This window comes from [Pseudopropionibacterium] massiliense (genome assembly GCF_900607225.1).
GTDB lineage: Bacteria > Actinomycetota > Actinomycetes > Propionibacteriales > Propionibacteriaceae > Arachnia > Arachnia massiliensis.
In genome coordinates, this window is record NZ_LR027842.1 from 1,403,490 (window position 1) to 1,428,098 (window position 24,609).

The 24,609-nt window shown below is 64.2% G+C and carries 24 protein-coding genes; 9 read left to right on the forward strand and 15 right to left on the reverse strand.

Going from position 1 to position 24,609, the window contains the following annotated elements:
• Nucleotides 1–7: 7 nt before the first annotated feature.
• The 5 genes from atpA (at nucleotide 8) to E0E39_RS15715 (ending at nucleotide 4,980) form a co-directional block, all read left to right on the forward strand.
• Complete coding sequence (gene atpA / locus E0E39_RS06165; RefSeq protein WP_130873947.1) at nucleotides 8–1,642, forward strand: F0F1 ATP synthase subunit alpha; 1,635 nt, start codon at nucleotides 8–10, stop codon at nucleotides 1,640–1,642.
• 6 nt (nucleotides 1,643–1,648) lie between these two features.
• Complete coding sequence (locus E0E39_RS06170) at nucleotides 1,649–2,563, forward strand: F0F1 ATP synthase subunit gamma (RefSeq protein ID WP_130873948.1); 915 nt, start codon at nucleotides 1,649–1,651, stop codon at nucleotides 2,561–2,563.
• 8 nt (nucleotides 2,564–2,571) lie between these two features.
• Nucleotides 2,572–4,014: a F0F1 ATP synthase subunit beta gene (gene atpD, locus E0E39_RS06175; protein WP_130873949.1), complete on the forward strand. Its 1,443-nt coding sequence runs from the start codon at nucleotides 2,572–2,574 to the stop codon at nucleotides 4,012–4,014.
• A gap of 2 nt (nucleotides 4,015–4,016) precedes the next feature.
• Nucleotides 4,017–4,430 carry an ATP synthase F1 subunit epsilon gene (gene atpC / locus E0E39_RS06180; protein ID WP_207302436.1) on the forward strand — a complete coding sequence of 138 codons (414 nt, stop codon included), beginning with the start codon at nucleotides 4,017–4,019 and terminating at the stop codon, nucleotides 4,428–4,430.
• Nucleotides 4,431–4,518: 88 nt separating this feature from the next.
• Complete coding sequence (locus E0E39_RS15715; protein ID WP_165444661.1) at nucleotides 4,519–4,980, forward strand: DUF2550 domain-containing protein; 462 nt, start codon at nucleotides 4,519–4,521, stop codon at nucleotides 4,978–4,980.
• Here E0E39_RS15715 and E0E39_RS06190 read toward each other — a convergent pair.
• On the reverse strand, nucleotides 4,969–5,622 hold the full coding sequence (locus E0E39_RS06190; protein WP_130873952.1) for a cob(I)yrinic acid a,c-diamide adenosyltransferase: 654 nt from the start codon (nucleotides 5,620–5,622) through the stop codon (nucleotides 4,969–4,971). The genes E0E39_RS15715 and E0E39_RS06190 overlap by 12 nt on opposite strands.
• Nucleotides 5,623–5,649: 27 nt before the next feature.
• Here E0E39_RS06190 and E0E39_RS06195 point away from each other — a divergent pair, with 27 nt between their 5' ends.
• Nucleotides 5,650–6,333: a peptidylprolyl isomerase gene (locus E0E39_RS06195; RefSeq protein WP_281275575.1), complete on the forward strand. Its 684-nt coding sequence runs from the start codon at nucleotides 5,650–5,652 to the stop codon at nucleotides 6,331–6,333.
• On the opposite strand, the gene E0E39_RS06200 is transcribed toward E0E39_RS06195, so the two are convergent.
• From E0E39_RS06200 to mce, 5 genes are all read right to left on the reverse strand, one after another.
• Nucleotides 6,311–7,108 carry an alpha/beta fold hydrolase gene (locus E0E39_RS06200; RefSeq protein ID WP_130873953.1) on the reverse strand — a complete coding sequence of 266 codons (798 nt, stop codon included), beginning with the start codon at nucleotides 7,106–7,108 and terminating at the stop codon, nucleotides 6,311–6,313. The two genes, E0E39_RS06195 and E0E39_RS06200, sit on opposite strands and share 23 nt — an antisense overlap.
• Nucleotides 7,109–7,379: 271 nt before the next feature.
• The gene (gene nucS / locus E0E39_RS06210; protein WP_130873955.1) at nucleotides 7,380–8,072 is read right to left on the reverse strand and encodes an endonuclease NucS; all 693 of its coding nucleotides are present in this window, start codon (nucleotides 8,070–8,072) and stop codon (nucleotides 7,380–7,382) included.
• Between the two features lie 9 nt (nucleotides 8,073–8,081).
• A complete protein-coding gene (locus tag E0E39_RS06215; RefSeq protein ID WP_245988219.1) occupies nucleotides 8,082–9,431 on the reverse strand; it encodes an AI-2E family transporter in 1,350 nt (449 codons plus the stop codon).
• On the reverse strand, nucleotides 9,428–10,522 hold the full coding sequence (locus E0E39_RS06220) for a coiled-coil domain-containing protein (protein WP_130873956.1): 1,095 nt from the start codon (nucleotides 10,520–10,522) through the stop codon (nucleotides 9,428–9,430). Before E0E39_RS06220 ends, E0E39_RS06215 begins: the two co-directional genes overlap by 4 nt.
• Nucleotides 10,523–10,625: 103 nt before the next feature.
• On the reverse strand, nucleotides 10,626–11,084 hold the full coding sequence (gene mce / locus E0E39_RS06225) for a methylmalonyl-CoA epimerase (protein WP_130875643.1): 459 nt from the start codon (nucleotides 11,082–11,084) through the stop codon (nucleotides 10,626–10,628).
• A gap of 208 nt (nucleotides 11,085–11,292) precedes the next feature.
• Here mce and E0E39_RS15720 point away from each other — a divergent pair, with 208 nt between their 5' ends.
• Nucleotides 11,293–11,448, forward strand: coding sequence for a hypothetical protein (locus E0E39_RS15720; protein WP_165444662.1), 156 nt, complete (start codon nucleotides 11,293–11,295; stop codon nucleotides 11,446–11,448).
• Nucleotides 11,449–11,454: 6 nt separating this feature from the next.
• Nucleotides 11,455–12,000, forward strand: coding sequence for a PH domain-containing protein (locus tag E0E39_RS06230; protein WP_245988220.1), 546 nt, complete (start codon nucleotides 11,455–11,457; stop codon nucleotides 11,998–12,000).
• A gap of 25 nt (nucleotides 12,001–12,025) precedes the next feature.
• On the opposite strand, the gene pgm is transcribed toward E0E39_RS06230, so the two are convergent.
• Entirely contained in the window at nucleotides 12,026–13,657 is a 1,632-nt protein-coding gene (gene pgm / locus E0E39_RS06235; protein WP_130873958.1) for a phosphoglucomutase (alpha-D-glucose-1,6-bisphosphate-dependent), read from the reverse strand.
• 58 nt (nucleotides 13,658–13,715) lie between these two features.
• Here pgm and E0E39_RS06240 point away from each other — a divergent pair, with 58 nt between their 5' ends.
• The gene (locus E0E39_RS06240; RefSeq protein WP_165444663.1) at nucleotides 13,716–14,621 is read left to right on the forward strand and encodes a tetratricopeptide repeat protein; all 906 of its coding nucleotides are present in this window, start codon (nucleotides 13,716–13,718) and stop codon (nucleotides 14,619–14,621) included.
• Nucleotides 14,622–14,807: 186 nt separating this feature from the next.
• Here E0E39_RS06240 and E0E39_RS06245 read toward each other — a convergent pair whose 3' ends face one another.
• From E0E39_RS06245 to E0E39_RS06280, 8 genes are all read right to left on the reverse strand, one after another.
• Nucleotides 14,808–15,563, reverse strand: coding sequence for an iron ABC transporter ATP-binding protein (locus tag E0E39_RS06245; RefSeq protein WP_130873960.1), 756 nt, complete (start codon nucleotides 15,561–15,563; stop codon nucleotides 14,808–14,810).
• Complete coding sequence (locus tag E0E39_RS06250; RefSeq protein ID WP_130873961.1) at nucleotides 15,560–16,579, reverse strand: iron chelate uptake ABC transporter family permease subunit; 1,020 nt, start codon at nucleotides 16,577–16,579, stop codon at nucleotides 15,560–15,562. The genes E0E39_RS06245 and E0E39_RS06250 overlap by 4 nt, the downstream gene beginning before the upstream one ends.
• Nucleotides 16,572–17,585, reverse strand: coding sequence for an ABC transporter permease (locus E0E39_RS06255; RefSeq protein WP_207302437.1), 1,014 nt, complete (start codon nucleotides 17,583–17,585; stop codon nucleotides 16,572–16,574). The genes E0E39_RS06250 and E0E39_RS06255 overlap by 8 nt, the downstream gene beginning before the upstream one ends.
• Nucleotides 17,582–18,586 (reverse strand): siderophore ABC transporter substrate-binding protein, encoded by a 1,005-nt coding sequence (locus E0E39_RS06260; RefSeq protein WP_130873962.1) that lies wholly within the window; start codon nucleotides 18,584–18,586, stop codon nucleotides 17,582–17,584. Before E0E39_RS06260 ends, E0E39_RS06255 begins: the two co-directional genes overlap by 4 nt.
• Nucleotides 18,587–18,674: 88 nt before the next feature.
• Complete coding sequence (locus E0E39_RS06265; protein WP_245988221.1) at nucleotides 18,675–19,451, reverse strand: NUDIX hydrolase; 777 nt, start codon at nucleotides 19,449–19,451, stop codon at nucleotides 18,675–18,677.
• Entirely contained in the window at nucleotides 19,448–21,352 is a 1,905-nt protein-coding gene (gene glgB, locus E0E39_RS06270) for a 1,4-alpha-glucan branching protein GlgB (RefSeq protein ID WP_130873964.1), read from the reverse strand. The genes E0E39_RS06265 and glgB overlap by 4 nt, the downstream gene beginning before the upstream one ends.
• Nucleotides 21,353–21,362: 10 nt before the next feature.
• Nucleotides 21,363–22,604, reverse strand: coding sequence for a phosphotransferase (locus tag E0E39_RS06275; RefSeq protein WP_130873965.1), 1,242 nt, complete (start codon nucleotides 22,602–22,604; stop codon nucleotides 21,363–21,365).
• A 3-nt stretch (nucleotides 22,605–22,607) separates the two neighbouring features.
• The gene (locus E0E39_RS06280) at nucleotides 22,608–24,608 is read right to left on the reverse strand and encodes a maltotransferase domain-containing protein (protein WP_061786940.1); all 2,001 of its coding nucleotides are present in this window, start codon (nucleotides 24,606–24,608) and stop codon (nucleotides 22,608–22,610) included.
• Nucleotide 24,609 lies beyond the last annotated feature (1 nt).

Consider the following 24,609-nt stretch of genomic DNA (forward strand, 5'->3'; position numbering starts at 1 on the left):
GGACGCAATGGCTGAACTCACCATCAGTCCCGAAGAGATCCGCAGCGCGCTGGACGAGTTCGTCTCGTCCTACCAACCCGCCGCTGCCAGCATGACGGAGGTCGGCGTTGTCGTGACCTCCGGTGACGGCATCGCGCGCGTCGAGGGTCTGCCCTCGGCGATGGCGAACGAGCTGCTGCGTTTCGAGAACGGCACCATGGGCATCGCCCTCAACCTCGACGAGAGGGAGATCGGCGTGGTCGTGCTCGGTGACTCCGAGGGCATCGACGAGGGATCCACCGTTCACGGCACGGGCGAGGTGCTCTCCGTTCCCGTCGGTGACGGCTACCTCGGGCGTGTCGTCGACGCGATGGGTGATCCCATCGACGGGCTCGGTGAGATCAAGGGCATCGATGGAAGACGGGCTCTTGAACTCCAGGCCGCGGGTGTCATGGACCGCCAGGAGGTTCGCGAACCCCTTCAGACCGGCATCAAGGCCATCGACGCGATGACCCCGATCGGCCGGGGACAGCGCCAGCTGATCATCGGTGACCGCAAGACCGGCAAGACCGCGATCGCGATCGACACGATCATCAACCAGAAATCCAACTGGGAAACCGGCGACCCGAAACAGCAGGTCCGCTGCATCTACGTGGCAATCGGCCAGAAGGGATCCACCGTCGCGGAGGTGCGTAGCACCCTCGAGGCAGCCGGGGCTTTGGAGTACACCACCATCGTGCACGCCCCGGCCTCCGACCCCGCGGGCTACAAGTACATCGCTCCCTACGCGGGGTCGGCCATCGGGCAGCACTGGATGTACCAGGGCAAACACGTGCTGATCATCTTCGACGACCTGACCAAGCAGGCCGAGGCCTACCGCGCGATGTCCCTGCTGCTGCGCCGCCCCCCGGGACGCGAGGCCTACCCCGGTGACGTGTTCTACCTGCACTCGCGCCTGCTGGAGCGTTGCGCCAAACTGTCGGACCGGCTGGGCGGCGGTTCGATGACGGGTCTGCCCATCATCGAGACCAAGGCCAATGACGTCTCGGCCTACATCCCCACGAACGTGATCTCCATCACCGACGGCCAGATCTTCCTCCAGTCGGACCTGTTCAACGCCAACCAGCGTCCTGCGATCGACGTCGGCATCTCGGTCTCCCGGGTCGGTGGCGCGGCACAGGTCAAGGCGATGAAATCCGTTGCCGGATCCCTCAAGATCAACTTGGCACAGTACCGTGACATGCAGGCCTTCGCGATGTTCGCATCCGACCTGGACGCGGCATCCCGCCAGCAGCTGGATCGCGGTGCGCGGCTCGTGGAACTGCTGCGGCAGGGGCAGTACGCCCCCTACCCGGTGGAGGAACAGGTCATCTCGGTGTGGGCCGGTGTCCAAGGGCATTTCGACGGCGTCCCCGTCAACGATGTGCTCCGTTTCGAACAGGAATTCCTCGACCACCTGCGTCACAACACCCAGGTGCTCCAGACCATTGCGCAGACCAAACTGTTCGGCGACGACCTGAGGGAGGCCACGGAGCAGGCCCTGACAGAGTTCAAGCAGCTGTTCCGGACCTCTGAGGGAGCTCTGTTGGTTGAGGAGGAGCACACGCCGATGCCGGACGAGGCAATCTCCCAGGAGACGATCGTTCGCAAGAAGCGGGGTTGATGTCCGATGGCCAGTAGCCTGCGGGAACTCCGGCGGCGGCGCAACTCCGTCGCCACCACCAAGAAGATCACCCGCGCCATGGAGCTGATCGCTGCTTCTCGTATCGTCAAGGCACAGCAGGCGGTGTGCGCCGCCATGCCGTATGCCGATGCCTTGGTGCATGCGGTCTCCGCCCTGGCCACCTACTCCCACGTCCTGGAGCATCCGCTGCTTCGCGACGTCGAGCCGCCCCGCCGGTCGGCAGTGCTCGTCATCACCGGTGATCGGGGCTTGGCAGGAGCGTATTCCGCGAACGTGATCCGGGTCGCGGAACAGATGCGGGCGAAGCTGCTGGGGGAGGGGCAGGAGTGCTTGATCTATGTGACCGGGAACAAGGGTGTCTCCTACTACGATTTTCGGCATCGCCCGGTTGAGCAGAGCTGGACCGGGTTTTCCATCGCGCCGCAGTACTCGCACGCCAAGGAAATCTCCGATGTCCTGATCGAGAGGTTCCTGCGTCCCTACGAGGATGGCGGCGTCGACCAGCTTCACGTCGTCGCGACCCGCTTCATCACGATGCTCACCCAGGAGGCGGTCACCCTGAGGTTGCTTCCCCTCGCGGTGGAGGAATCGGACGAGCCGGCGAGCAGCGGCGATGCCGTGCTGCCGCACTACGCCTTCGAGCCGACCCCTGAGGCGGTACTGGACCAGGTGCTCCCGATGTACGTGACCAACCGCATCCACTCGATGCTGCTCCAGTCGAGCGCCTCGGAACTGGCCAGCAGGCAGCGCGCCATGAAATCGGCGACGGACAACGCCCAGCAGCTGATCGAACGCCTGACCCGCGAGGCCAACCAGGCCCGTCAGGCCGAGATCACCCAGGAAATCTCTGAAATCGTCGGTGGCGCCGCGGCGCTCGCCGAATCAGCCGGAAACGAGTGAGGTAAGACATGACCGCCACTGCACATTCGACCACCGCGGCAGGCATCGGCCGCGTCGCCCGAGTCATCGGCCCGGTCGTGGATGTCGAGTTCGCAGCTGACCAGATCCCCGAGATCGGCAATGCCCTGCTCGTCGAGACCGAGGTCATGGGTGAGAAACGAACCATGACGATGGAGACCGCTCTCCACGTCGGCGACAACCTGATCCGGGCCATCGCCCTGAAACCCACCGATGGCATGCGCCGCGGCGCGGAGGTCCGCGACACGGGAGCCCCGATCTCGGTTCCCGTGGGGGACATCACCAAGGGGCACGTCTGGAACGTGACGGGCGATGTGCTGAATGTCGATCCCGCGTCGATCCAGGTCACGGAACGCTGGCCGATCCACCGCCCGGCCCCCGAGTTCGACGCCCTGGAGCCCCGCACCGAGATGCTGGAGACCGGCATCAAGGTTCTCGACCTGCTCACCCCGTACGTCAAGGGCGGCAAGATCGGTCTGTTCGGCGGCGCTGGTGTCGGCAAGACCGTGCTCATCCAGGAGATGATTTATCGCATCGCCCACAATTTCGGTGGCACCTCCGTGTTCGCGGGCGTGGGGGAACGTACCCGCGAGGGCAATGACCTCATCAACGAGATGGAGGAGGCCGGCGTCCTGAAGGACACGGCCCTGGTGTTCGGACAGATGGACGAACCTCCGGGGACCCGGCTCCGTGTCGCCCTGACGGCCCTCACCATGGCGGAGTACTTCCGTGACGTCCAGAACCAGGACGTGTTGCTGTTCATCGACAACATCTTCCGGTTCACCCAGGCAGGTTCCGAGGTTTCGACGCTTCTGGGACGCATGCCCTCGGCCGTCGGTTACCAGCCGAACCTGGCCGATGAAATGGGGCAGCTCCAGGAGCGGATCACGTCCACCAAGGGGCATTCCATCACGTCGATGCAGGCAATCTACGTCCCTGCGGATGATTACACCGATCCTGCTCCGGCGACGACCTTCGCCCACCTGGACGCCACGACGGAGCTGAGCCGTGAGATCGCCTCCCGTGGTCTGTATCCGGCCGTTGACCCACTGACGTCCTCATCGCGGATCCTCGACCCGCAGTACATCGGCCAGGAGCACTACGACACGGCCGTGCGCGTCAAGCAGATCCTGCAGCGCAACAAGGAACTCCAGGACATCATCGCCATCCTCGGCATTGATGAGCTTTCCGAGGAGGACAAGATCACGGTCAATCGGGCGCGACGGATTCAGCAGTTCCTCAGCCAGAACACCTACATGGCGGAGAAGTTCACGAACATCCCCGGGTCGACGGTGCCGCTGGCGGACACCATCGAGGGATTCTCGATGATCTGTCGTGGCGACGTCGATCACATCGCCGAGCAGGCCTTCTTCAACGTCGGTGGCATGGATGATGTCCTCGCGAACTGGGAAACGATGCAGAAGGATCTGTGAGCGTGGAGTATCAGCCGCTGAAGCTGGAGGTCGTCTCCGCGGAGAAGATGGTCATGCAGTGTGATGTCGTCAACGTCATCGCGCGCACCGATGAGGGCGATGTCGGCATCCTGCCAGGGCACGAGCCGCTCATGGCCGCTCTGGTTCCCTGCATGGTGGAGATCGTCGTCGTGGATGGTACGACGGAGATCCTCGCCATCGACGGTGGGTTGTTGGCCGTTGCCCAAGGACACGTTCGAGTTCTCAGTCATGAGGTCAAACTCGCCGAGGAGATCCTTCTGGAAGAAGCTCGCAGGGAGGCCCACGACCTGCGTCATCTACGGAGCCAGGGTGAGGCAACGGACGAGCAGGTGCATCGATTGCACATTCTCAATGCTCAGATCCGGGCGGGGGAGAAGTATCAGACCAGTCGCTGACGGTCATTCCATGGTGAGTCGGGACAAATCGTGGTTTGTTTGCGAGTGTCCCCGTTCGTCATCGGCAGGGCGACGCTATGTTTTGTGCATGGGGCTGACAGTGATCGTGACAATCGTGGCGGTCACCTGCGTCTGTATCCTCCCTTTTGTTCTGCTCTACGCACGCCGCCGCTGGCTCACCCGCCAGGGCGGCCTTTTTGATTGTGCCCACAGGATGCGTGACGGCGGGCCCGGGGTCGGCTGGGTGCTGGGCTTCGCCCGCTACCGCGGGGACCGGCTCGACTGGTATCGGGCTTTCTCTTTGGCGTTGCGGCCGAGCCGGTCCTTCTCCCGTGCGGGAACCAGCTGGCAGCGGCGCCGCGTCGCAACCGCGCTGGAGGAGGTCGTCCTGTTCGACAACTCGTGGATCGTCACGGTCAGGGATCGTTTCACCGGGCATGAACACAACCTCGCCATGGACCTGGAAAACGTGCTGGGGCTGATGGCCTGGCTGGAGTCGGCTCCGCCCGGGAGCCACTACCTTCCGGGCAGCGCTGACTCACCCTTGTGAAGGGCCGTTTTTCTTCGCGCGGCTGCGGGACGTGTCGGGCGCCTGACGATCCGTTCCCGGAACCCACAGGACATCCCCCTCCGGGCCCGCCGCGGTCCGGCACATGTTGAAAAGCAGATCACTCAGCCGGTTCAGGTAGGTGATCGCCAGCAGGTTCACCCCACCCCCGCCGCGTTCCTCCGACGGGGCGGTTCCGTGGGCCTGTGCTGCCCGCCAGGCCACCCGTTCGGCACGTCGGCACACCGTGCGCGCGACGTGCAACTGGGCCGCGGCGGGACTGCCCCCGGGCAGGATGAAGGAACGCAGCGACGGCAGCTCGGTGCCGAGCTCGTCGCACCACTCCTCCAGACGGTCGATGGAGGACTGCTCGATACGGAGCGGCGGATACTGGGGACTGGGATGCAGGGGGGTACTGAGATCCGCGCCGACATCGAAGAGTTCGTTGCGGATCAGAGCGAGCATCTCCACAACGCGCTCCGGTAGTCCACCGTGGGCGACCGCAAGTGCCAGGTTCGAGTTGGTCTCGTCGACCGCGCCATAGGCCTCGACCCGAAGATCGGTTTTCGGCACCTCGGCATTGTCCGACAGGCGAGTATTTCCGGCGTCGCCGGTGCGGGTGTATATGCGTGTCAGATTCACCATGGAGCAACTGTATCTACAATTGCTGGGGTGTCATTCAAGGCCTTTGCTCCCCTGATCGCTTCCGCTGTCCTTCTCGCCGGGTGCGGTGATGCCAATCAGTCGAATCCCACGAATGAGACCGGGAGAGCCATCAGCTGTTCCTATCCTCCCGGCGGGGAACCTGCCAAGCCGGTGGATCCGCCCAGCGGCGAGGATGTCCTGAACGCTGGGGAAACCAAGGCAACCCTTCACCTGACGGCGGGCGACGTGGAGATCACGATGGACCGTTCGGCCGCTCCGTGCACCATCAATTCCTTCATGTCGTTGGCGCAACAGGGCTGGTTCGACGAGACCAGGTGCCACCGGCTCACCGATTATGGGATCTTCGTGCTCCAGTGCGGGGACCCGACCGGAACCGGAACGGGTGGACCCGGGTACACGATCCCCGACGAGCTGAGCCCCCGGACCACCGGTTTGGAGAAGGAAGGAAGCGTTGCGACCTATCCCAAGGGAACCGTCGCAATGGCGAACACCGGGAAACCGAACACGGCCGGGTCGCAGTTCTTCATTGTCTGGGAGGACAGTCAGCTCAGTCCCGATTACGCAGTTTTCGGCACTGTTGACGACGGGGGACTGGCCGTCGTGCAGGGAATCGCGGCACAAGGGGTCGACGAATCCGATGGCGTGAGTCCCATAGCAGAAGCCGTCATCAGCTCGGTGACGTTGAGCTGACGAGGCCGGGAGATGCCAGGAACTCCGTGCAGATCGAGGCGAAGGCATCCGGCTCGTCGGCGTGAACCCAGTGGCCTGCATGTTTGAGTGTGATGGTGACGACTCGGGGAAACAACCTGTGCATTGGTTCGGCGTGCTCAGGTAGGACATAGGGCGATTTTCCGCCTGCAACCCACCAGACGGGGCCATCGTAGATCTTCTCCGTTCGCGGCCAGCCCCCGATCGTGCGGAGGGAATCGCCGAGCAGATCCAAGTTGGCCATCCAGGCCCAGTCCCCGCCTAGCCGTCGCAGGTTTTGCAGGAGGAAACCGCGTACCTGTGGATCGGGGATTGCTTCTGAGAGTCGTCGACTGGCCTCGGTGCGACTTGCCAGATGTTCCAGATCGAGGTTGTGCATGGCAGCCACCAGAGGAGCGAACCCGGTTGGGCCATCGCTCGCGACCGGGGAGATGTCCACCACCAGGAGACGCTCGACGAGATCGGGGTGTGCGAGGGCCAGCCTCATCGCGAGCTTTCCGCCCAACGAATGCCCCACCAAGGCGATGGGTTCGTCGAACTTCTCCTGCAGCCAGTGTGCGATGTGCTCGGCCTGACCGTCCAGGCTGAAACCGATGGTCCAGGAGGACGCTCCATGGTTGGGAAGATCGGGCAGGTGACAGGTGGCGACCTCGGCCAAGGCAGTCGCGATACGGGTGAAGTTCTTGCCCTGTCCGAACAAACCGTGCAGGAAAACCACCTGCGCCTGGCCTGAGCCGATGGTTGTGCTGTGGATCATCGGTTCAATCTCCAGCAGTGTGGGTGCCAGTGACGGCGCTGCTCCACTCCGGAGCCGAAACCAACAGCGGGTTCCTCGGGCCACGCGACAACGTGAGCCATTCCGACGGGGATCGCGTTGTTGCACCCGGGACAGGTGTACGATTTCACCGCGCGATCCGTGGGAACCTCTCTCACGAGAAAGGGTCCTGCCGAGGTCATCTTTCTCGACACATGACGGGAGGTGTCGAGAGGACGTGGAGGACGCAGGTGCTTCGAGGGGCGCCGTGCCATCAGAAGAGCCGCTCCTCGGGATTGTCCATCCCACGCAGCATGTCGTAGTCCAGCAGCTGACACGTGATGCCCCGATCGGCGGCGAGAGTGGCCGCCTGCGGTTTGATCTGCTGGGCAGCGAAAACTCCCTTGACGGGGGCCAGCTGCGGGTCGCGATTCATCAGCTCGAGATAACGGGTCAGCTGTTCCACACCGTCGATCTCGCCACGTCGTTTCACCTCCACCGCGACGTGGACTCCATCGGCGTCGCGCAACAACAGATCGACCGGGCCGATCGGAGTGTAGAACTCGCGTTTGACCATCTGCCAGCCTTCCCCGAAGGTCGCGGGGTGCTCGGCGAGCAAGGCCTGGAGATGTGCTTCAACCCCGTCCTTGCGAAGACCCGGATCAACACCAAAACTGTGATCCACGTCGAGAAAGACCTCCCCCAGGGCGATTCGCAAGGTGTCGCCGGACTTGGAACGAATCAGCCACAGGGCGTTTGCTCCTGCTTCCCGAGCCGCATCGTCGGGTTCTGCGACAGTGAGGGAACAGGGGGCGCTCATCCAGTTTAGGGGTTTGTATGCGCGGTCATCCGCGTGCACGGAGACGGAGCCGTCAGCCTTCAGCATGATCAACCGTTTGGCCATGGGGAGATGAGCCGTCAATCGACCCGCATAGTCGACTTGACAATGAGCAATGACGAGACGCACGGATAGATCCTAACTGGCGTCCAGATGTGGTTGAACCACCTCGCGGTAGAGCAGCAGCAGGGCGGCCGCCGTGGGGATGGCTATCAGGGCGCCGATCACTCCCAGCAGAATGCCGCCGATCAGCGCGGACAGGACGACAAGCGCTCCGGGCACCTTCACCGCCCGTTTCATGACGGTGGGGTAGAGGATGTAGGCATCGAACTGCTGGTAGATCAGGAAATAGATGATGGTGGCCACACCGATGGTCGGGGATGTGGCGAAGCCGACAAGGGCGACCGCGAGCATGGCCAGTGAGGACCCGACCAAGGGGATGAAGCAGAACAGGGCGACGATGAAGGACAGCGCCAGGGAATAGGCGCCGAGCCCGACGATGTTCATGAATATGAAGCTGCATCCCGAGGCCACTGCAACGATCATGAACATCCCGGTGATGTACCCGGACACCCCGCGGAAGATTTCATCGGCCAGGTAACGGGAGCGGGCACGTCGACTGGCCGGGGCGAGTTTGTAGATGGCCTCCTTGATCGCTGGCAGTGAAGCCAGGAAGTAGATGGTGAGCACCAGTGTCATGATCACGGAGAAGATGAGGTTGGCCACCAGCACGCCTGCTCCCCAGATGCCTCCGAACAGGTTCTGCACCAGCCCACCCGAGGCGAGATAGCGCTGTGCCGTCTCGAGCAGGTTGTACTGGGTATCCCAGCGGGCCACCTGTTCATTCGTGGCCAGCATCGCCATCCAGTACGGCACCCTGAAGGTCAGGGACTGCACCTGGTTCATCATCAACGGAACCAGCGCGGTGACTCCCAGAACGATGATTCCCAGCAGGGTGACCGTCACGAAGAACACCGCCAGTGTGCGGGGTACCCGGCGTCGCGTGAAGAACTCGACCGCGGGATTGAGCCCCAGCGCCAGGAACAAGGAGAGCACCACAAGGGTCAGGATGTTCTGCACCTGCGTGACGGCGGCCATGAGACCGATCGCGACGAGTACCCCGAGGGCGCCGAAAAAACCCATGGAGAAAGGGGAGTGGTTCAGCAGCTTCGTCTCGTTCTGAACCACCACCGGGGGAACGGGCGAGACCGGCTCCTCGGGCGTGGGGGCCAAGAGTTGCTCGGCTCCCTTGCGCGCATTGCCGAACAAACCCCCGAAGAACTGTCGAAACCTGCCCGGCGATGCTCCTCCACCGGAGGCAGGCTTTCTCCTGCGTCTGACACCTTCCGCCGGGACGGCGGACCCCGTCGCCGGTTGCTCGGGCCGGGGCGTGGGGGATGGCGGCTCCCCCACTGCGGCCTCGGGATTCCTCCCGATACCACCGGAGGTCGGAGGTTCGTCCGCAGCCCCGGGAACGAGGGTCGTCACTTTGCCTGCTTGCGTTCCCGTGGCTGTGGAGCCGTCACCTCGCCACCACTGATGATCTCGGTGAGTTCCATGTCGGGTACGGCCTCCTCGGCCATGGCACGCAGGTTCTGCATGGATGCCACGATGGAGGTTCGGCGAGCCATCAGTGCTGCCACCTCTCGTTCGAGCTGCTCCTTGCGCCAGGCGACCTGTTCCTCGAGTTGTTCCTGCTTCTGACGTACCTCTTCCCGCATGGCCGACAATGTGGCCTCGGCCTCACGGGTGGCGGTGGTTCGGATCTGTTCGGCCTCCTCCACCGCTGATTCGCGGACCTTGATGGCTTCTGCCCGGGCTTCCTCGATCTGTTTGGTAGCGGCCTCGGAGCGGGCCCTGGCCTCGGCGAGCTGGGCGCTGACGTTCTCCTCGGTCTTCCTGACCGCTTCGGCCTGTTTCGACAGTGCCGCGGCCGTGGACTTCTCCGTGGCCAGACGCGCAGCGGTGGCGTCCCGCTCGGCCTCCTGACGCATTCGGGCAGCATCGATTCGGGCGGCTTCCAGCTGTGCGTTGATGCGCTGCGAGGTCTCCTCCAGCAATGACTTCGACTGGGCCTCCGCATCGGCGCGGACCAGGTTCGCGTCACGCCGGGCCGCCTCCAGTACGGCCTGTCCCGCCTCAGCCTGTTCCTGCCGGAGCTTGCGGAGGCTGGCGAGTCCGGACAAACGCACATCGTCTGCTTCCTGCTGGGCGGCTTCCCGGGAAGCCGCTGCGGCCAGTCGTGCCTCCTGCCGGAGTCGATCGGACTCGGCCTCCGCCAGACGGACGAGCTCGGCTGCTTGTGCCTCCGCGGCCTCCAGCAGGCCGCGAGCATGAGCGCCCAGCTTGGCGAAGTCCGTTGTTCCGACCTGCGCCCGCACGAAGCTCGTCTCCCGACGTTGCTCCCGCAGCTGCACCTTCATCTCGAGCAGTCGCTGCTCGAGATCCTGAATGTAGGAATCCACCGCCTGCTTGTCATAGCCGAGCATGGCATGGGGGAAACCCCCGACGGCGCTGGCCTTGTCCTCGAAGAGGTTGAGGCCGGTCTCCTCCTCGATCTCAGTACGAACATCGGTCATTGTTGTCTCCTGGCTTGGCACGGTCGGTACCGAGCCTACCTCGGAGTAGGGATGAAAGCGCCGGCGGACGCGATGGCGTTCACCGGCGCTTCCGTGAACGACCTCAGTGGGAGGCATCCTTGGCGGGCTCCACCAGCTCCAGCAGGACGCCGCCGGCATCCTTCGGATGAACGAAATTGATGCGGGAATCGGCAGTTCCCCGTTTGGCCTCCGGGAAAAGCAGCCTGAGGCCGCGTTCGCGCAGGACCGCACTCACGTGATCCAGGTCGTGCACGCGGTAGGCGAGCTGCTGGATGCCGGGGCCGCCGTTGCGATCCAGCCACTTGGCGATGGTTGACTTCTCGTTGAGGGGGGCCAGGAGCTGGATCTTGGCGTTCTCCTCGCCCTGGGTCCCGGTGCCGATCATGGCTTCCGCAACACCCTGCTCCTCGTTGACCTCGCGGTGAAGCTCACGCCACCCGAAAACTTCGCTGTGGAACTTGATGGCCTCGTCGAGGTCGGGAACGGCCAGACCGACGTGATCGATGCAGATGAAAAGATCTTGGTTCTCCATGCTCGCCATTCTTCCACCCGGGTGATGAACCCCGGCGCTGGGGTGGGAGGTAAGGACGATGCAGGCGATGCGACGGCGCGGCGTGAGCACTTCGAGGCGGTCGAAGTGGGAGACTGTGGAGTTCAACAGCGGCGCGTCTGGTTCAAGCAGCACCTCGGATGATGCACACTGGTAGGCGCTTGTGTGAGTCCCTTCCCCCTTGAGACTTGGAGACATCATGGTTGGCTGGATCAAGAAGGTCCTGCTCGTGCTCGGCATCGCCTTCGTGGTCTACTACCTGTTCACCCGCCCGGAGGCGGCGGCGGAGGCCATCAGGGCGTTCTTCGGTGCCTTTGAATCGGTCGTCCGGTTCTTCTCCCGCTTGGCGGGTTAGCCGATCGTGGGTCTGCTCGCCCGCCTCCTCGAACCCGACATCCAGCGCCATCTGCTGGTGGAGGAGGACGAACGGGTGATCGACGAGGTTCGTAAACACTGGGTGGTGTCCCTGCCGTGGATAGGCGTGATGGCCCTGAGCATTCCCTCGTTCGTCCTCATGATCGTGGCGCGCGGTTTCTTCTGGGTCCCGATGCTCGTCGGGTTCTGCCTGTTGGGTTTCGGGTTCTGGAAGGCCCATGTCGCCCACATGGACCGGTTCGTCATAACCAACATGCGGGTGTTTCGGATCCACGGGGTGTTCAACACCCATTTGGCGACGATGCCCATGACCCGGATCCTGGACATCTCCCTGGAACAGCCGGTGCTCGGGAAGATCTTCGATTACGGACACCTGGTGTTCGAGTCCGCCGCTCAGGCGCAGGGACTGCGGGACATCCGCTATGTTGCCCGTCCTGCTGAACGGGATCTGACCATTCAACGGGTGATCCAGCGTTCCGGCCTCCGCAAGAAGATGGTCATGAAGGACGAGGACGAGGCCGACGGGGTGTGACCCGCCGGCCTCGTGGAAGGAAGGCTCAGCCCTGAAGGGCGGCGGCGACCACGTCGCGGGCCTCTGTTTGGATCTGCGCCAGGTGATCCGCGTCACGAAGCGACTCGGCGTAGATCTTGTACTTGTCCTCGGTCCCGGAGGGGCGAGCGGCGAACCAGCCCGACTCGGTGGTCACCTTGATGCCACCGATGGGTGCCCCATTGCCGGGGGCATGGGTCAGGACCGCGGAGATGGGCTGCCCCGCAAGCTCGTCAGCCTTGACGTCGTCGGGGGAGAGAGCCGCGAGCCGGGCCTTCTGTTCGCGGCTGGCCTCCGCGTCGACGCGGGCGTAGTAGGAGGTCCCGAAGGCCGATTCCATGTCGGCGTAGTGCTGACTGGGTGAGCGTCCCGTCACGGCCAGGATCTCGCTGGCGAGCAGGGCCAGGAGGATGCCGTCCTTGTCGGTGGTCCAGGTGCGGCCCTCGAAATCGAGGAAACTCGCCCCCGCGGACTCCTCCCCGCCGAAACCGAGCGAACCGTCGGTCAGGCCGGGGACGAACCACTTGAAACCGACGGGCACCTCCACCAGCTTGCGTCCGAGCCGTGCAGCCACCTTGTCGATGATGGAGGAGGACACCAGGGTCTTGCCGACCCCAGTCGTAGCTGCCCAGCCGGGGCGATGGGAGAACAGGTAGTCGATCGCGACCGCAAGGAAGGCGTTGGGATTCATCAGCCCGAAGTCCGGGGTGACGATTCCGTGGCGGTCCGAATCCGCGTCGTTGCCCGTGGCGATGTCGTAGCGGTCGCGGTTGGCGACCAGGGAGGCCATCGAATTGGGCGACGAGCAGTCCATGCGGATCTTGCCGTCGGTGTCCAGGGTCATGAACCTCCAGGTGGGATCCACCGTCGGGTTCACCACGGTCAGATCAAGGGGGCTGTGCTCGGCCAGGTACTCCCAGTACTGGACGGAGGCCCCGCCAAGCGGGTCCGCCCCGATGCGGACACCCGCAGCAGCGATGGCGTCGAGGTCCAGGGCGGTCGCGAGTTCGGTGCAGTAGGGGGTTCGGTAATCGAAGCGGGTCACCTCGCCGGCGGCCTGCTCATAGGGTCTGCGGCGGATTCCCGCGGGGGAGGCCATCAGGGCGTTGGCGCGGTTGGCGATCCACTTCGTGGCGTCGGTGTCGGCGGGGCCGCCCGTTGGCGGGTTGTACTTGAAACCGCCGTCGCGCGGCGGATTGTGGGAGGGGGTCACGACGATGCCGTCGGCGACCTGCTCCGGGTGTTCGCGGTTGTAACGGATGATGGCGCGGGAAACGGCGGGGGTCGGGGTGTACTCGTCCTCCTGCTCCGCGAAGACGGGGACATCGTTCGCCACCAGTACTTCGGCGGCGGTGCGCCACGCGGGCAGGGACAGCGCATGGGTGTCCTTGCCGATGAACAAGGGGCCGTGAACCCCCTGCGCCGCCCGGTACTCCACGATGGCCTGCGTCGTGGCGGCGATGTGGAGGTCGTTGAAGGCGGTGTCGAGGCTGGAGCCGCGATGTCCGGAGGTACCGAAGACCACCTTCTGGTCGGGATTGCTGGGGTCGGGGGTCAGGTCGTAGTAGGCCGCGAGGACGGCGTCGACGTCGATGAGATCGGATTCCAAGGCCACTAGGCCAGCTCGCTCATGTGCCATGCACCCATCTTTCCACCTTCGGTTGTGGGAATTGAGTCCGCCCGCAAAGATTGATGACATGACGAATCCGAATTTCACGCGCCCCGGTGCCGTAGACCTGTCCTCCCTCACCACGGCCCAGCCCGCCACTGGTGCTGCCGGAGGAGGCGGCTATGTGACCGATATCACCGAGACGGGCTTCCAGGAGCTGGTCGGCCGTTCGATGCAGTACCCCGTGATCGTGGAGTTCCACTCACCCCGTGACACGGGCGGCGCGAAGGTCTCCAGCGACCTGGCGGCACTCGTCAACGCAGCAGAGGGGCGTTTCCTCCTGGCCCGCGTCAATGTGGACACCGAGCCGCGTCTCACCCAGGCGCTCGGGGTGACCGCGGTGCCGATGGTCGTGGCGATCATCGGGGGACAGGTGATGCCGCTCTTCCAGGGAACACGTGATCGTGCGGACATCTCGGCCGTCCTCGATCAGGTGGCCCAGCTGGCCGTCGCCAATGGCATGACGGGCCGCGCCCAGACGACGGGAGCGGCAGCTCCGGAGGAAGCAGCGGTACCGGCAACGGATCCGCGTTTCGAGAAGGCCGATGCTGCTCTGGCGGCCGGGGATTTCGCTCAGGCCGTCGTTGAATTCGATGCTCTTCTCGCAGCCACCCCGGGGGATCCCGAGGCAACCGCGGGTCGCGCTCAGGCGGCGCTCCTGGAGCGTTCCGCATCCTTCGACGGCGCCGCCATCGTGAAGGCCGCTGTCGAGCGCCCGGATGATGTCGCCGCTCAGCTGGATGCCGCTGACCTGGAGGTGATCCAGGGGGAGTACAGCTCCGCCTTTGATCGTCTCCTGGGGCTGGCCGCAGAGGTCGCACCGGACGAGCGGGAGACCATCCGGGTTCGGCTGCTGGAACTCTTCGAGGTTGCAGGACGAACCTCCCCGGACGTTCTGAAGGCCCGCCGCCGTCTGACGACCGTGCTGTTCTGAGATCCTGGCGCCATGGGTCAGGGGCGGGAAATGCCCTCCGGGCCGCGGAAATTCCCTGTCATAGCCGGGAGCATCGTTCGACATCCGAGGTCACAGGTGTCGCCCGGCAACACCGCCCCCGAGCCATGGCAACTCACAGGCTTCCGGGCGAACAGACCCCAGGCTGCCCACATGCCTGGTTGACGATCAGAAATATGCGGCGACGGGGCCGCGTGGCCCCGGGATGATTTTCACTGGTGTCTCGAAAATATCCGTCAAAATCTCCTCACGAAAGAGTTCTTTCGGGCTTCCGGAAGCCGCCACCTGCCCGTTCTTCATGGCAATGATCGTATCGGCGTAGGTGGCCGCAAAATTGATGTCGTGCAACACGATCACGATCGTGCGTCCCAGATCTTTTGCGGCCCGGTGCATGTGTTGCATCATCTGCACCGAATGAGCCATGTCCAAATTGTTCAGAGGCTCGTCCAGCAGCACGTACCTGGTGTCCTGGGCCAGCACCATGGCCACGTAGGCGCGTTGCCGCTGACCCCCTGAGAGTTCGTCGATGAAACGATCCGCGATCTCCTCCAGACGCAGGAAGGAGATCGCTTGTTCGACGATCTCGATGTCCTCGACGGTCAGGCGTCCACGTGAGTAGGGGAAACGCCCGAAACCCACCAGTTGGCGAACCGTCAGCCGGGTCACGAAGTGGTTCTCCTGGCGGAGCACGGACAACACCTTGGACAGATCCCTGGACTTCGTCGTTGTCACGTTCATGCCCGCCACCTCGATGGTGCCGGCGTCCATACCCAGCAGGCGCCCGATCATGGTCAGCAGCGTGGATTTGCCGGCTCCGTTGGGACCCACCAGGGCGGTGATGCCGCCTTCGGGAATTTCGAGTTCCAGAGGACCAATGGTCGTCGTGGAGCTGTATTTCTTGAGGGCCGCGTCCACGAGGATCACAGTCGCCCCTTTCTCAGGAGATGGATGAGGAAGAAGGTGCCGCCCACCGCCTCGATGATGATGCCCACGGAGCCGGTGGCGTAGAAGATGTGTCGCAGGGTGAAATAGGCGCCGCCGAGGATCACCACACCGACCAGCCAGGCCATCGGCAGGACGAACCGGTGCTCGTGGGTGTCGGACAGCTGATACGCGGTCATCGCCACCAGGAAGCCGAGGAACGACAAGGGGCCGACCAGCGAGGTGCTGACGGCCATCAGCACCGCTGCCAGCATCAGGATCATCAACGAACTGCGGCGGTGATCCACACCCAGACCGACTGCGGCATCACGTCCCAGACCCAGGACGTCGAGGGTGCGCGACAACGCCAGCAGCAATCCGCCGGCCGCCAGGGCCAGGGGAAGCGCGATTGTCAGCTGGGATGCATCCGCGTTCGAGATGTTTCCGATGAGCCTGGCGCTCAGGATGTCGAAAGCCGACGGGTTCAGGAGGTTCTGCATGTAGGTGGAAAGTCCTCCGAACCCGGTTCCGATGACGATGCCCAACAGCAGCGTTTGATGGATGTTGGTGTTTTCACGCTGCAGCAGTCTGCCGTAGAGCAGAGCGGCCAGGGCGACCATGAGCCCTACCTGCATCAGATACTGCCCCGTGCTGTTCATGCTGGTCAGTCCCGTGACGCCGAAGAAGAACACGATGCTGGTCTGAACCAGACGGTACAGCGACTCGAATCCCATGATCGAGGGCGTGATGATCCGGTTGTTGGTGATGGTCTGGAAGGCGACCGTCGCCAGTCCCTGGCACCAGGCGACCACCAGGATCACCGCCACGGAGGTGGCGCGCAACTGGGCGATCCTCCAGAAACCGGGTGACCCGGGGGATGCGGGATTGCCCCAGGCGAGGATGCCGTAGCAGATGGCCGGGGCCAGGAGAACCAGGAGCGCGAGAATCATCCAGTAGCGTCGCGCTGCCCGGGAATCGGCGAAGGCGCCGTGCCCCGCGCGCGTCATCGTCTCAGGCATTTTTCCGCCTCCTCAACAGGAGGATGGCGAACACGAACGCCCCGACCACCGACAGGATGGTGCCGACGGGGACCTCGAAGGGCATGATCACGAGTCTCCCCACGATGTCGCAGAGCGTCACCATCGCGGCACCGGTCAGACAGACCCACGGCAGGTTGGAACGCAGGTTGTCCCCCCGCAGCAGGGAGACGATGTTCGGGACGATCAACCCCAGGAACGGAAGATTCCCGATCACCACCGTGATGATGCCGGTGACCGCCGCGATCATCCCGGTACCGAGCAGCACCACCTTCCGGTGATCGAGTCCGACATTCGTCGCGACGTCCTTGCCGAGCCCCGCGATCGTGAACTGATCCGCCACCAGGAAAACCCCGATGACCACGATCACCACGGCCCAGACCGGCTCGTACTGTCCCTGGATCGCTGCGGAGAACGAGCCCTGGAACCACACTCCCAGAGTTTGGAGCATGCTGGTGGCCTGCGCCAGGTAGGAGGAGACGGCGCCAACCACCGCGCCCAGCATGATGCCGACGATCGGCACGATCATCGCGGAACGCAACTGGATGCGCCTCAGGACCAGGAAGAACACCATGGTGCCCCCGAAGGCGGCGACGATGGCGACCGCCATCTTCACCATCAACGGTGCCTCCGGGTAGAGGATCAGCACGCAGAGCAGCCCCAGGCCCGCCCATTCCGTGGTCCCGGTGGTGGTGGGTTCGACGAAACGGTTCTGGGAGATCTGCTGCATCACCAGGCCCGATATGGCCATGGCGGAACCCGCCAGCAAGAGGGAGACGGTGCGGGGAATGCGGGTCAGGGCGAAGATGTAGGCGCCGTCCGGAGAACCGAACACGTCGTAGACCCCGACCAGCAGGGACACGACGGTCAACGCCAGGAGTCCGAGGACACCCAGCAGCAGGGGAGCGGTGAGCAGCCGTTGCCGGGACGCGGCGCCGCCGGGGACTCGGTTGTCGGTCTCGTCCCCGGCGGTTGTCGGTTTGGTCACGCAGACTTCTCCATGGCGTCGGCCACGTCGTTGAAGAACTTGGTGTAGGTCTGGATGCCCTCGTTGAGATAGGTGTCGGCGGGCATGTAGACGACCTGTTTCTTGGTGACGGCCGTCACGTTCTGCAGGGGAGCGGAACCCGCGATCACGTCGGAGGCCGGGGTGGCGGTCTCTCCTTCGGCGGTGACGGAGGCGTCGCGGTCCATCACGAGGATCCAGTCCGGGTTGGACTGGGCGATGGCCTCTACGGAGATCTCGTCGCCCTGGTGGTCGCTGCTGCCCTGGCTCTCCAGGGCCGGTGTGAGGCCGAGGATCTCGAAGACGGGCCCGAGCGTGCGGCCGGAACCGGGGGCGGAGTAGTTGACCTTGCCCTTCGAGACGATGACGGCCATCACCTTGGAGTCAGGCTTGTAAGCCGCCTTCACGCGGGCGATCGAGGCGTCGAAATCGCTCACCAGCTTGGCCGCCTCGTCCTTCTTTCCGAAGATCTCCCCGGCCACGGTGACCTGGCGTTTCAGCTCGTCGCCGAAGGGCTTGTCCTTGCGGATGTCGATGTCCACGAGGGCAGCCTCGGGGACCAGCTGTTTGAACTGGTCGTACTTGTCCTCGAAACGCTGCCCGTTGATGATCAGGTCGGGCTGGACTCCGACCGCGGCCTCCATGTTGGGTTCCCGGTGGTCCCCGAGGTTCACGATGGAACTGTCGGTCTTGTACGGGGAATCCTTCGGCATGATGTCCTGGGGGGCGGCCGCCAGCTTCACGCCCCATTCCTGGAGGGGCTGGAAAAGGCGATTGTCGGTGACGATGACGCTCTTGGCGGGCACCGGGACGGTCACGGAACCACGGTTGTCCTCAATGGTCACGGTGGTCGCCCCGGCGGACTGCGAGGCACTGGCGGAATCGCTCTGCTGAGAGCTCGCGCCGCCACAGGCGGTGAGGCCGATGCTCACGCACACGAGGGCGGCCAAGGTGGGTAGCAGACGGGTCTTCGGGATGCTCACGGTTCTCCTCCACGGTTGCCGGAATTGGGCAAGGCAAGTCAACCCTATTTTCTGCGAAAAAGTAAGGGGTGGTGTGCCAGCCACCCGGTCAGGGGATCCGCATCCCGTTCTCCGTGGCGCCCCGATAACCGTCGAGGAACAGACCGATCCGCCTGGCCGACAGCTCGCTGACCCTGGCCGGAAGATCCTCCGGGGAAACCCAGTGGATCGCTTTGAGCTCGTGGTCGCAGGGAGAGACGGAGCGAGCGACCGGACCGGGAAGAACCCCGCCGTCGTAGATGAACTCGACGGCATCATCCCAACCGAGATGGGATGGCATCCAGTCGGTGATGGCGGGTTCTCCCAGGGCGATGTCGAGGCCGATCTCCTCCAGCAGCTCGCGGTGCCCGCCCGCTCGGGGCGACTCGTTCGCGTTGACCACCCCGCCGGGGAGTTCCCAGTCATCCTTGTAGTTGGTCTCGGCCAGCAACACCCGGCCGTTCTCGTCCTGGAATACGACATGGGCGATGACACGTTTCGTCGGGAGAACCGAGTTCATCACACCGGAGAAGCCATGCGGACCATACACAGGGTCTACGGCGAGCCGGGCGTAGATCAGCACGTCCACCAGGTGTCCTGACGGTGTGAGCAGGGCTGAGCGCAGCCTGCCCTCCCGCCGGAAACCACAACGATGCAACGCGACCATGGCTGCCCGATCCGTGGCCGGGATGTCGCACTGCAGTCGACGGAGATCGTGGGCCAGGATGGCATCGTCGGCGGCGAGGGAAACCGCTCGCTCGAGAGTCGCGGCATCCACCACCTGCTCCTCCCAGCGGAGCTGGCCGACACCGTCAACGATGTCCACCCGGACCTTGAAGTCGCTCACTTGGCTTTGCTGGCCTTGCGGCGTAGCCAGATCGATCCCAGCGGGGGAATGGTCACCTCGGCGCTGGCCGGGAAATGTCCCCATGGCTCGTCGTGCGCCGTGACCACTCCCAGATTGCCGAATTGTCCGGAGCCGTCATAGGTATCGGAGTCGGTGTTCAGGATCTCCTCCCATTCACCGTCGGCGGGCAGTCCGACAGGGTAGTCACGCAACGGCTCGGGGGAGAAATTGGTGAAACACGCCACATGATTTCCCAGCGAGTCATTGCGCACCCAGCTCAGGGTGTTGTGCCCTGTGTCATCGGCATTGATCCAGGTGAAACCCTCCGGGGTGTTGTCCAGCTCGAACAGCGGAGGATTGTCACGGTAGATCGAGTTGAGGTCGCGGAAAAGCCGCTGCAGACCGCCGTGTCCCCAGAGCTCCGTCACCCACCACTCCAGGCTGGTGGCCTCGTTGAACTCGGGGCGCTGGGCGAACTCGGATCCCATGAAGATCAGCTTCTTGCCGGGGAAACTCCACATGAACGAGTAGAAGGCGCGCAATGTCGCGAACTTGCGCCAGTCGTCCTGGGGCACCTTGTTGATCATCGATCCCTTGCCGTGCACGACCTCGTCGTGGCTGATCGGCAGGATGAAGTTCTCCGAATACTGGTAGACCATCGCGAACGTCAACAGGTTGTGTTCGTACTGGCGGTAGACCGGGTCCAGCGCCAGGTAGCGCAGGGTGTCGTTCATCCACCCCATGTTCCACTTGAAACCGAAACCGAGCCCATTCTTGTCGACGGGTTTGGTGACACCGGGGAAACTCGTGGATTCCTCGGCGATCATCATCGTTCCCGGGTGGCGCTCGTACATGTGCCGGTTGACGTAGCGCAGGAAGTCAATGGCCTCCAGATTCTCGCGGCCTCCGTACTTGTTCGGCACCCACTGGCCCTCGGCGCGTGAGTAGTCGAGGTAGAGCATGGAGGCCACCGCATCGACGCGCAGGCCGTCGACGTGGAATTCGGACAGCCAGTACAGGGCGTTGGAGACCAGGAAGCTCTTCACCTCGTTGCGGCCGTAGTTGAAGATGTAGGTTCCCCAGTCCATGTGCTCGCCCTGGCGAGGGTCGGCGTGCTCGTACAGGGCGGTGCCGTCAAAACGGCCCAGCGCCCAGTCGTCCTTCGGGAAGTGGCCGGGAACCCAGTCGAGGATCACGCCGATCCCGGCCTGGTGGAGCTTGTCGATCAGGAAACGCAGATCGTCGGGTTTGCCGAAACGGCTTGTGGGAGAGTAATACCCGGTCACCTGATAGCCCCAGCTCGGCTCGAAGGGATGCTCCGCCAGGGGCATGAACTCGACGTGCGTGTAACCCTGCCACTTCACGTAGGAGATGAGTTCCTCAGCCAGGTCCAGGTAGCTCTTGCCGCGTCGCCAACCACCGAGGTGCACCTCGTAGATGCTCATCGGTTCCTTGTAGGGCTGTGACCTCTCCCGTTTCGCGATCCACTCGTCATCGGACCAGATGTATTTCGACTCGTAGACGATCGAGGCATTGGCCGGGGCCTGCTCGGAGAACCGGGCCAGCGGATCGACCTTCTCCCGCCAGACACCGTCGGGTCCCTGGATGCGGAACTTGTAGAGCGTTTCCTCCTTGAGACCCTCGATGAAGGTGCCCCACACCCCGGAACCGGGAATCAGCTGCATCGGGTCGCCGGTCCACCAGTTGAAATCACCGATCACCTGCACCGCGCGAGCATTGGGGGCCCAGACCGCGAACCTGACGCCTTCGATGGGTCCCCTCTCGTCGTCCTCGACCGTGCACTGGAAGGCACCAAGACGCTTCCAGAGTTCGGTGTCGCCACCGTTGTGGAATCCTTCCAGGTCCCAGCCGGTCAGCCCGCCAAACGGATCATGCGCCATTGTCAGCTCCTCAAGACTCGATGCCTGTCAGATAATCTACCGGGATACGGAGGTGAGTGGGGCGATTCCGGGTTTCATAGACCACCTCGTAGACGGCCTTGTCCACCTCGTAGGCGAGCAGGACATCCGCCAAGGTCCCGGTGGAGCCACCGTAGCCATCCAGGAAGGCCGCCCGGGCGTCGTCCCGCCAGCCCTCGGAGGCGTGCCCGCTGGCCGCGGCGTAGTCGAAGGAGCGCAACATGCCGGCCACGTCCCGCAGCGGGGAATCGGGCTCGCGTCTCTCCTGCAACGATTTGATGGGTTCGCCCTCGAAGTCGACGTAGCGCCAGCCGTTCCGGGTCGACAGCGCCTGACCGAGATGGCAGTCCCCGTGGATGCGCTGGATCGGCAACTCGAGTTCCTCAATGGCGGAATAGGCCCGCAGCGCCGGGCCGCGGAACCTCTCGAGCAGCGGAACCTCAGATGCGGCGGCGTCCAGTCGTGCCCGGAACTGGGCCACCAGTTTCCGTCCGTGCAGTCTGCCGGTGGGGAAACGACTGGCCAAAAGGTCGTGCACCCGGTTCAGCTGGCGGCCCAGTTCCCGGGCCTGCTCAGTGAAACCGGTTCCGGTCCCGGCGGCCCGGCAGGCCTCGACGAATCCGTCGCGCGGATCGGGCAGCGCCTCCAGGAACACCCCGAGGTGCGCCCCACGCCACTCCCACCAGCCGAAAAGCTCCGCCACCGCACCGGAACCGGACAGGGCCCGGTGCATCTCGACATCGACGTTCGGGCCGTTCTCGATGCGACGAAAGATCTTTCCGACGATCAGGTCCCCGAAGAAAATCGACGTGTTCGACTGTTCCCCGCGGTAGCGGCGGCCCGGGAGCCCGGAGGGAACCTCCCGGGTGGCCACGAAACCCGGTGCGCCGGAGGATAGGCAGTCGAGCAGCGCGGTCATCGCGGCGGGTTCGTCCGCGACCTCCGCGACATCGAAACCGGTTCCTTCCAATTCGATGCGCGCCAAGGGTTCCGTGGGGCAGTCCCCGGCGGCGTGGAAGGCCAGTGGCACGTGGTATCTCTCTGTTTCCCCCGTCGGGTAGGCCACCTCCAGCAGGGCGCTTCGCAGCCCGGGGCTGGCTTCTCCCGGCGGCCGGAACCAGTCGGTGAGTTCTACTTGGCGGGGAACCCCGCCGCGGGAACGCCCGGAGAACCACCGGGCATTTTCGGCTAGCTTCCAGAGCGCCCCGAGCAGTGGGTCGTGGTTGCGGTTCATGGTTCAGCGTGAGGTGACGTGGAAGATGTGGGCGGGCTTGCCTGGGTAAAGGCGAACCCAGTTCTTCTCACCCCAGATGTAGGTGTCGCCCGACAGCTCGTCGTGGACCTCGACGGCAGCTCCCGGGGGAAGCCCCAGAGCCGGGAGGTCCAGGTAGACCTCGGACTCCACGGTGTTGTCCGGATCCAGTGAGCAGACCACCAGCATGACGTCGTCCCCGTCGTGTTTCGAGTAGGCCATCACCGAGTCGTGCGGGGCGTGGTGGAAGTGGATGTCGCGCAGCTGCTGCAGGGCCTGGTGCTTCTCGCGGATCCCGTTCAGGGTCCCCAGGAGCAGGTTCAGGTTCGGTTCCTCGGTGAAGTCCCGTGGGCGGTACTCGTACTTCTCCGAGTTCAGGTATTCCTCACGTCCCGGGGCCAGGGGGGTGTGCTCGAACAGCTCGAAACCCGAGTAGACGCCCCACGAGGGCGATAGTGTGGCGGCCAGGATCGCGCGGATGGCGAAGATCGCGGGATTCCCGGACTGCAGGTGGAAGGGCAGAATATCCGGGGTGTTGACGAAGAAATTGGGCCGGTAGTAGGGGGCCATGTCCCGGCTCAGCTCCGTCAGGTATTCCGTGAGCTCCCACTTCGCGACGCGCCAGGTGAAATACGTGTACGACTGCTGGAAACCGACCTTGCCGAGGGCCGCCATCATCTGCGGTTTGGTGAAGGCCTCGGCCAGGAAGATGACCTCCGGGTTGGTCTCGTGCACCCGCTCCAGCAACCAGTCCCAGAACTCCACGGGTTTGGTGTGGGGGTTGTCCACCCGGAAGATCGTCACGCCGCGGTCGATCCACAGCTGCACGACCCTCAGCACCTCCTGGTAGATGCCCTCGGGATCGTTGTCGAAGTTCAGGGGATAGATGTCCTGGTACTTCTTGGGCGGGTTCTCCGCGTAGGCGATGGTCCCGTCCAGGCGGGTGGTGAACCATTCGGGATGTTCCTGCACCCACGGATGGTCGGGGGAGGCCTGGAGGGCGAGGTCGAGGGCCAGCTCCAGTCCGAGGGACTTCGCCTTCGCGACGAACCGCTCGAAGGACTCGAGATCACCCAGGTCGGGGTGGATGGCGTCGTGCCCGCCGTCGAGAGAACCGATGGCCCACGGGGACCCCGGGTCGTCGGGGGCCGGGTCGAGACTGTTGTTCTTCCCCTTCCGGAAGGCCGAACCGATGGGATGGATCGGGGGCAGGTAGGCCACGTGGAAACCCATCGCCGCGATCGCCTCGAGACGCGAGTGCGAGGAGTCGAAACCACCCGAGATCCAGTTGCCCTCCTCGTCGCGCATGGCCCCCTGGGAGCGCGGGAAGAACTCGTACCACGACGAGTAGAGGGCGCGGCGGCGTTCTACGCGGATCGGGTATTCCTGGGTGGCGGAGATCGCTTCCCGGGGGCCGAACCGCGCCATGGCGCGTTCGATGGGACGCGAGTTGACCAGATCCTCGATCTCGCTGACGGGGGTGTTTGGGTTCAGCGCCTCGGCCGCGGCGCGTAGCAGGTGGGATGCCGCCATCACACGGGACTGCTCGGCGGTCTCGGCCGCCTCGTGGAAGAGCTCCCGGCCCTCCAGGCAGAGCAATTCCACGTCCATGCCCAGCGGCAGCTTCGCAAGCGCGTTGTGGCGCCAGGTGCCCCAGGGATCGGACCAGCCCTCGACGCGGAAGGTCCAGTCCCCTTCGGTCGCCATGCGGACATGGGCCTGCCAGATGTCGAGCCCCTTGGGTTCGACCTGGGTCATGTCGATCCGGCGCTGGGTTCCGTGCGGGGCGGTGAGGATCACCGATGCGTTCACGGCGTCGTGGCCCTCGCGGAACACGTTCGCGCTGATCAGGATTCGTTCATGCGCCACGGCCTTTACCGGGTAGGCGCCGTCGGCTATCACGGGGGAAACCCCCGTTACCGGGATGCGGCCGAAACCGCCTTCGGTGCGTCGCAGGTGTGCTCTGGCTGGTGTGGGGTGGTTCACA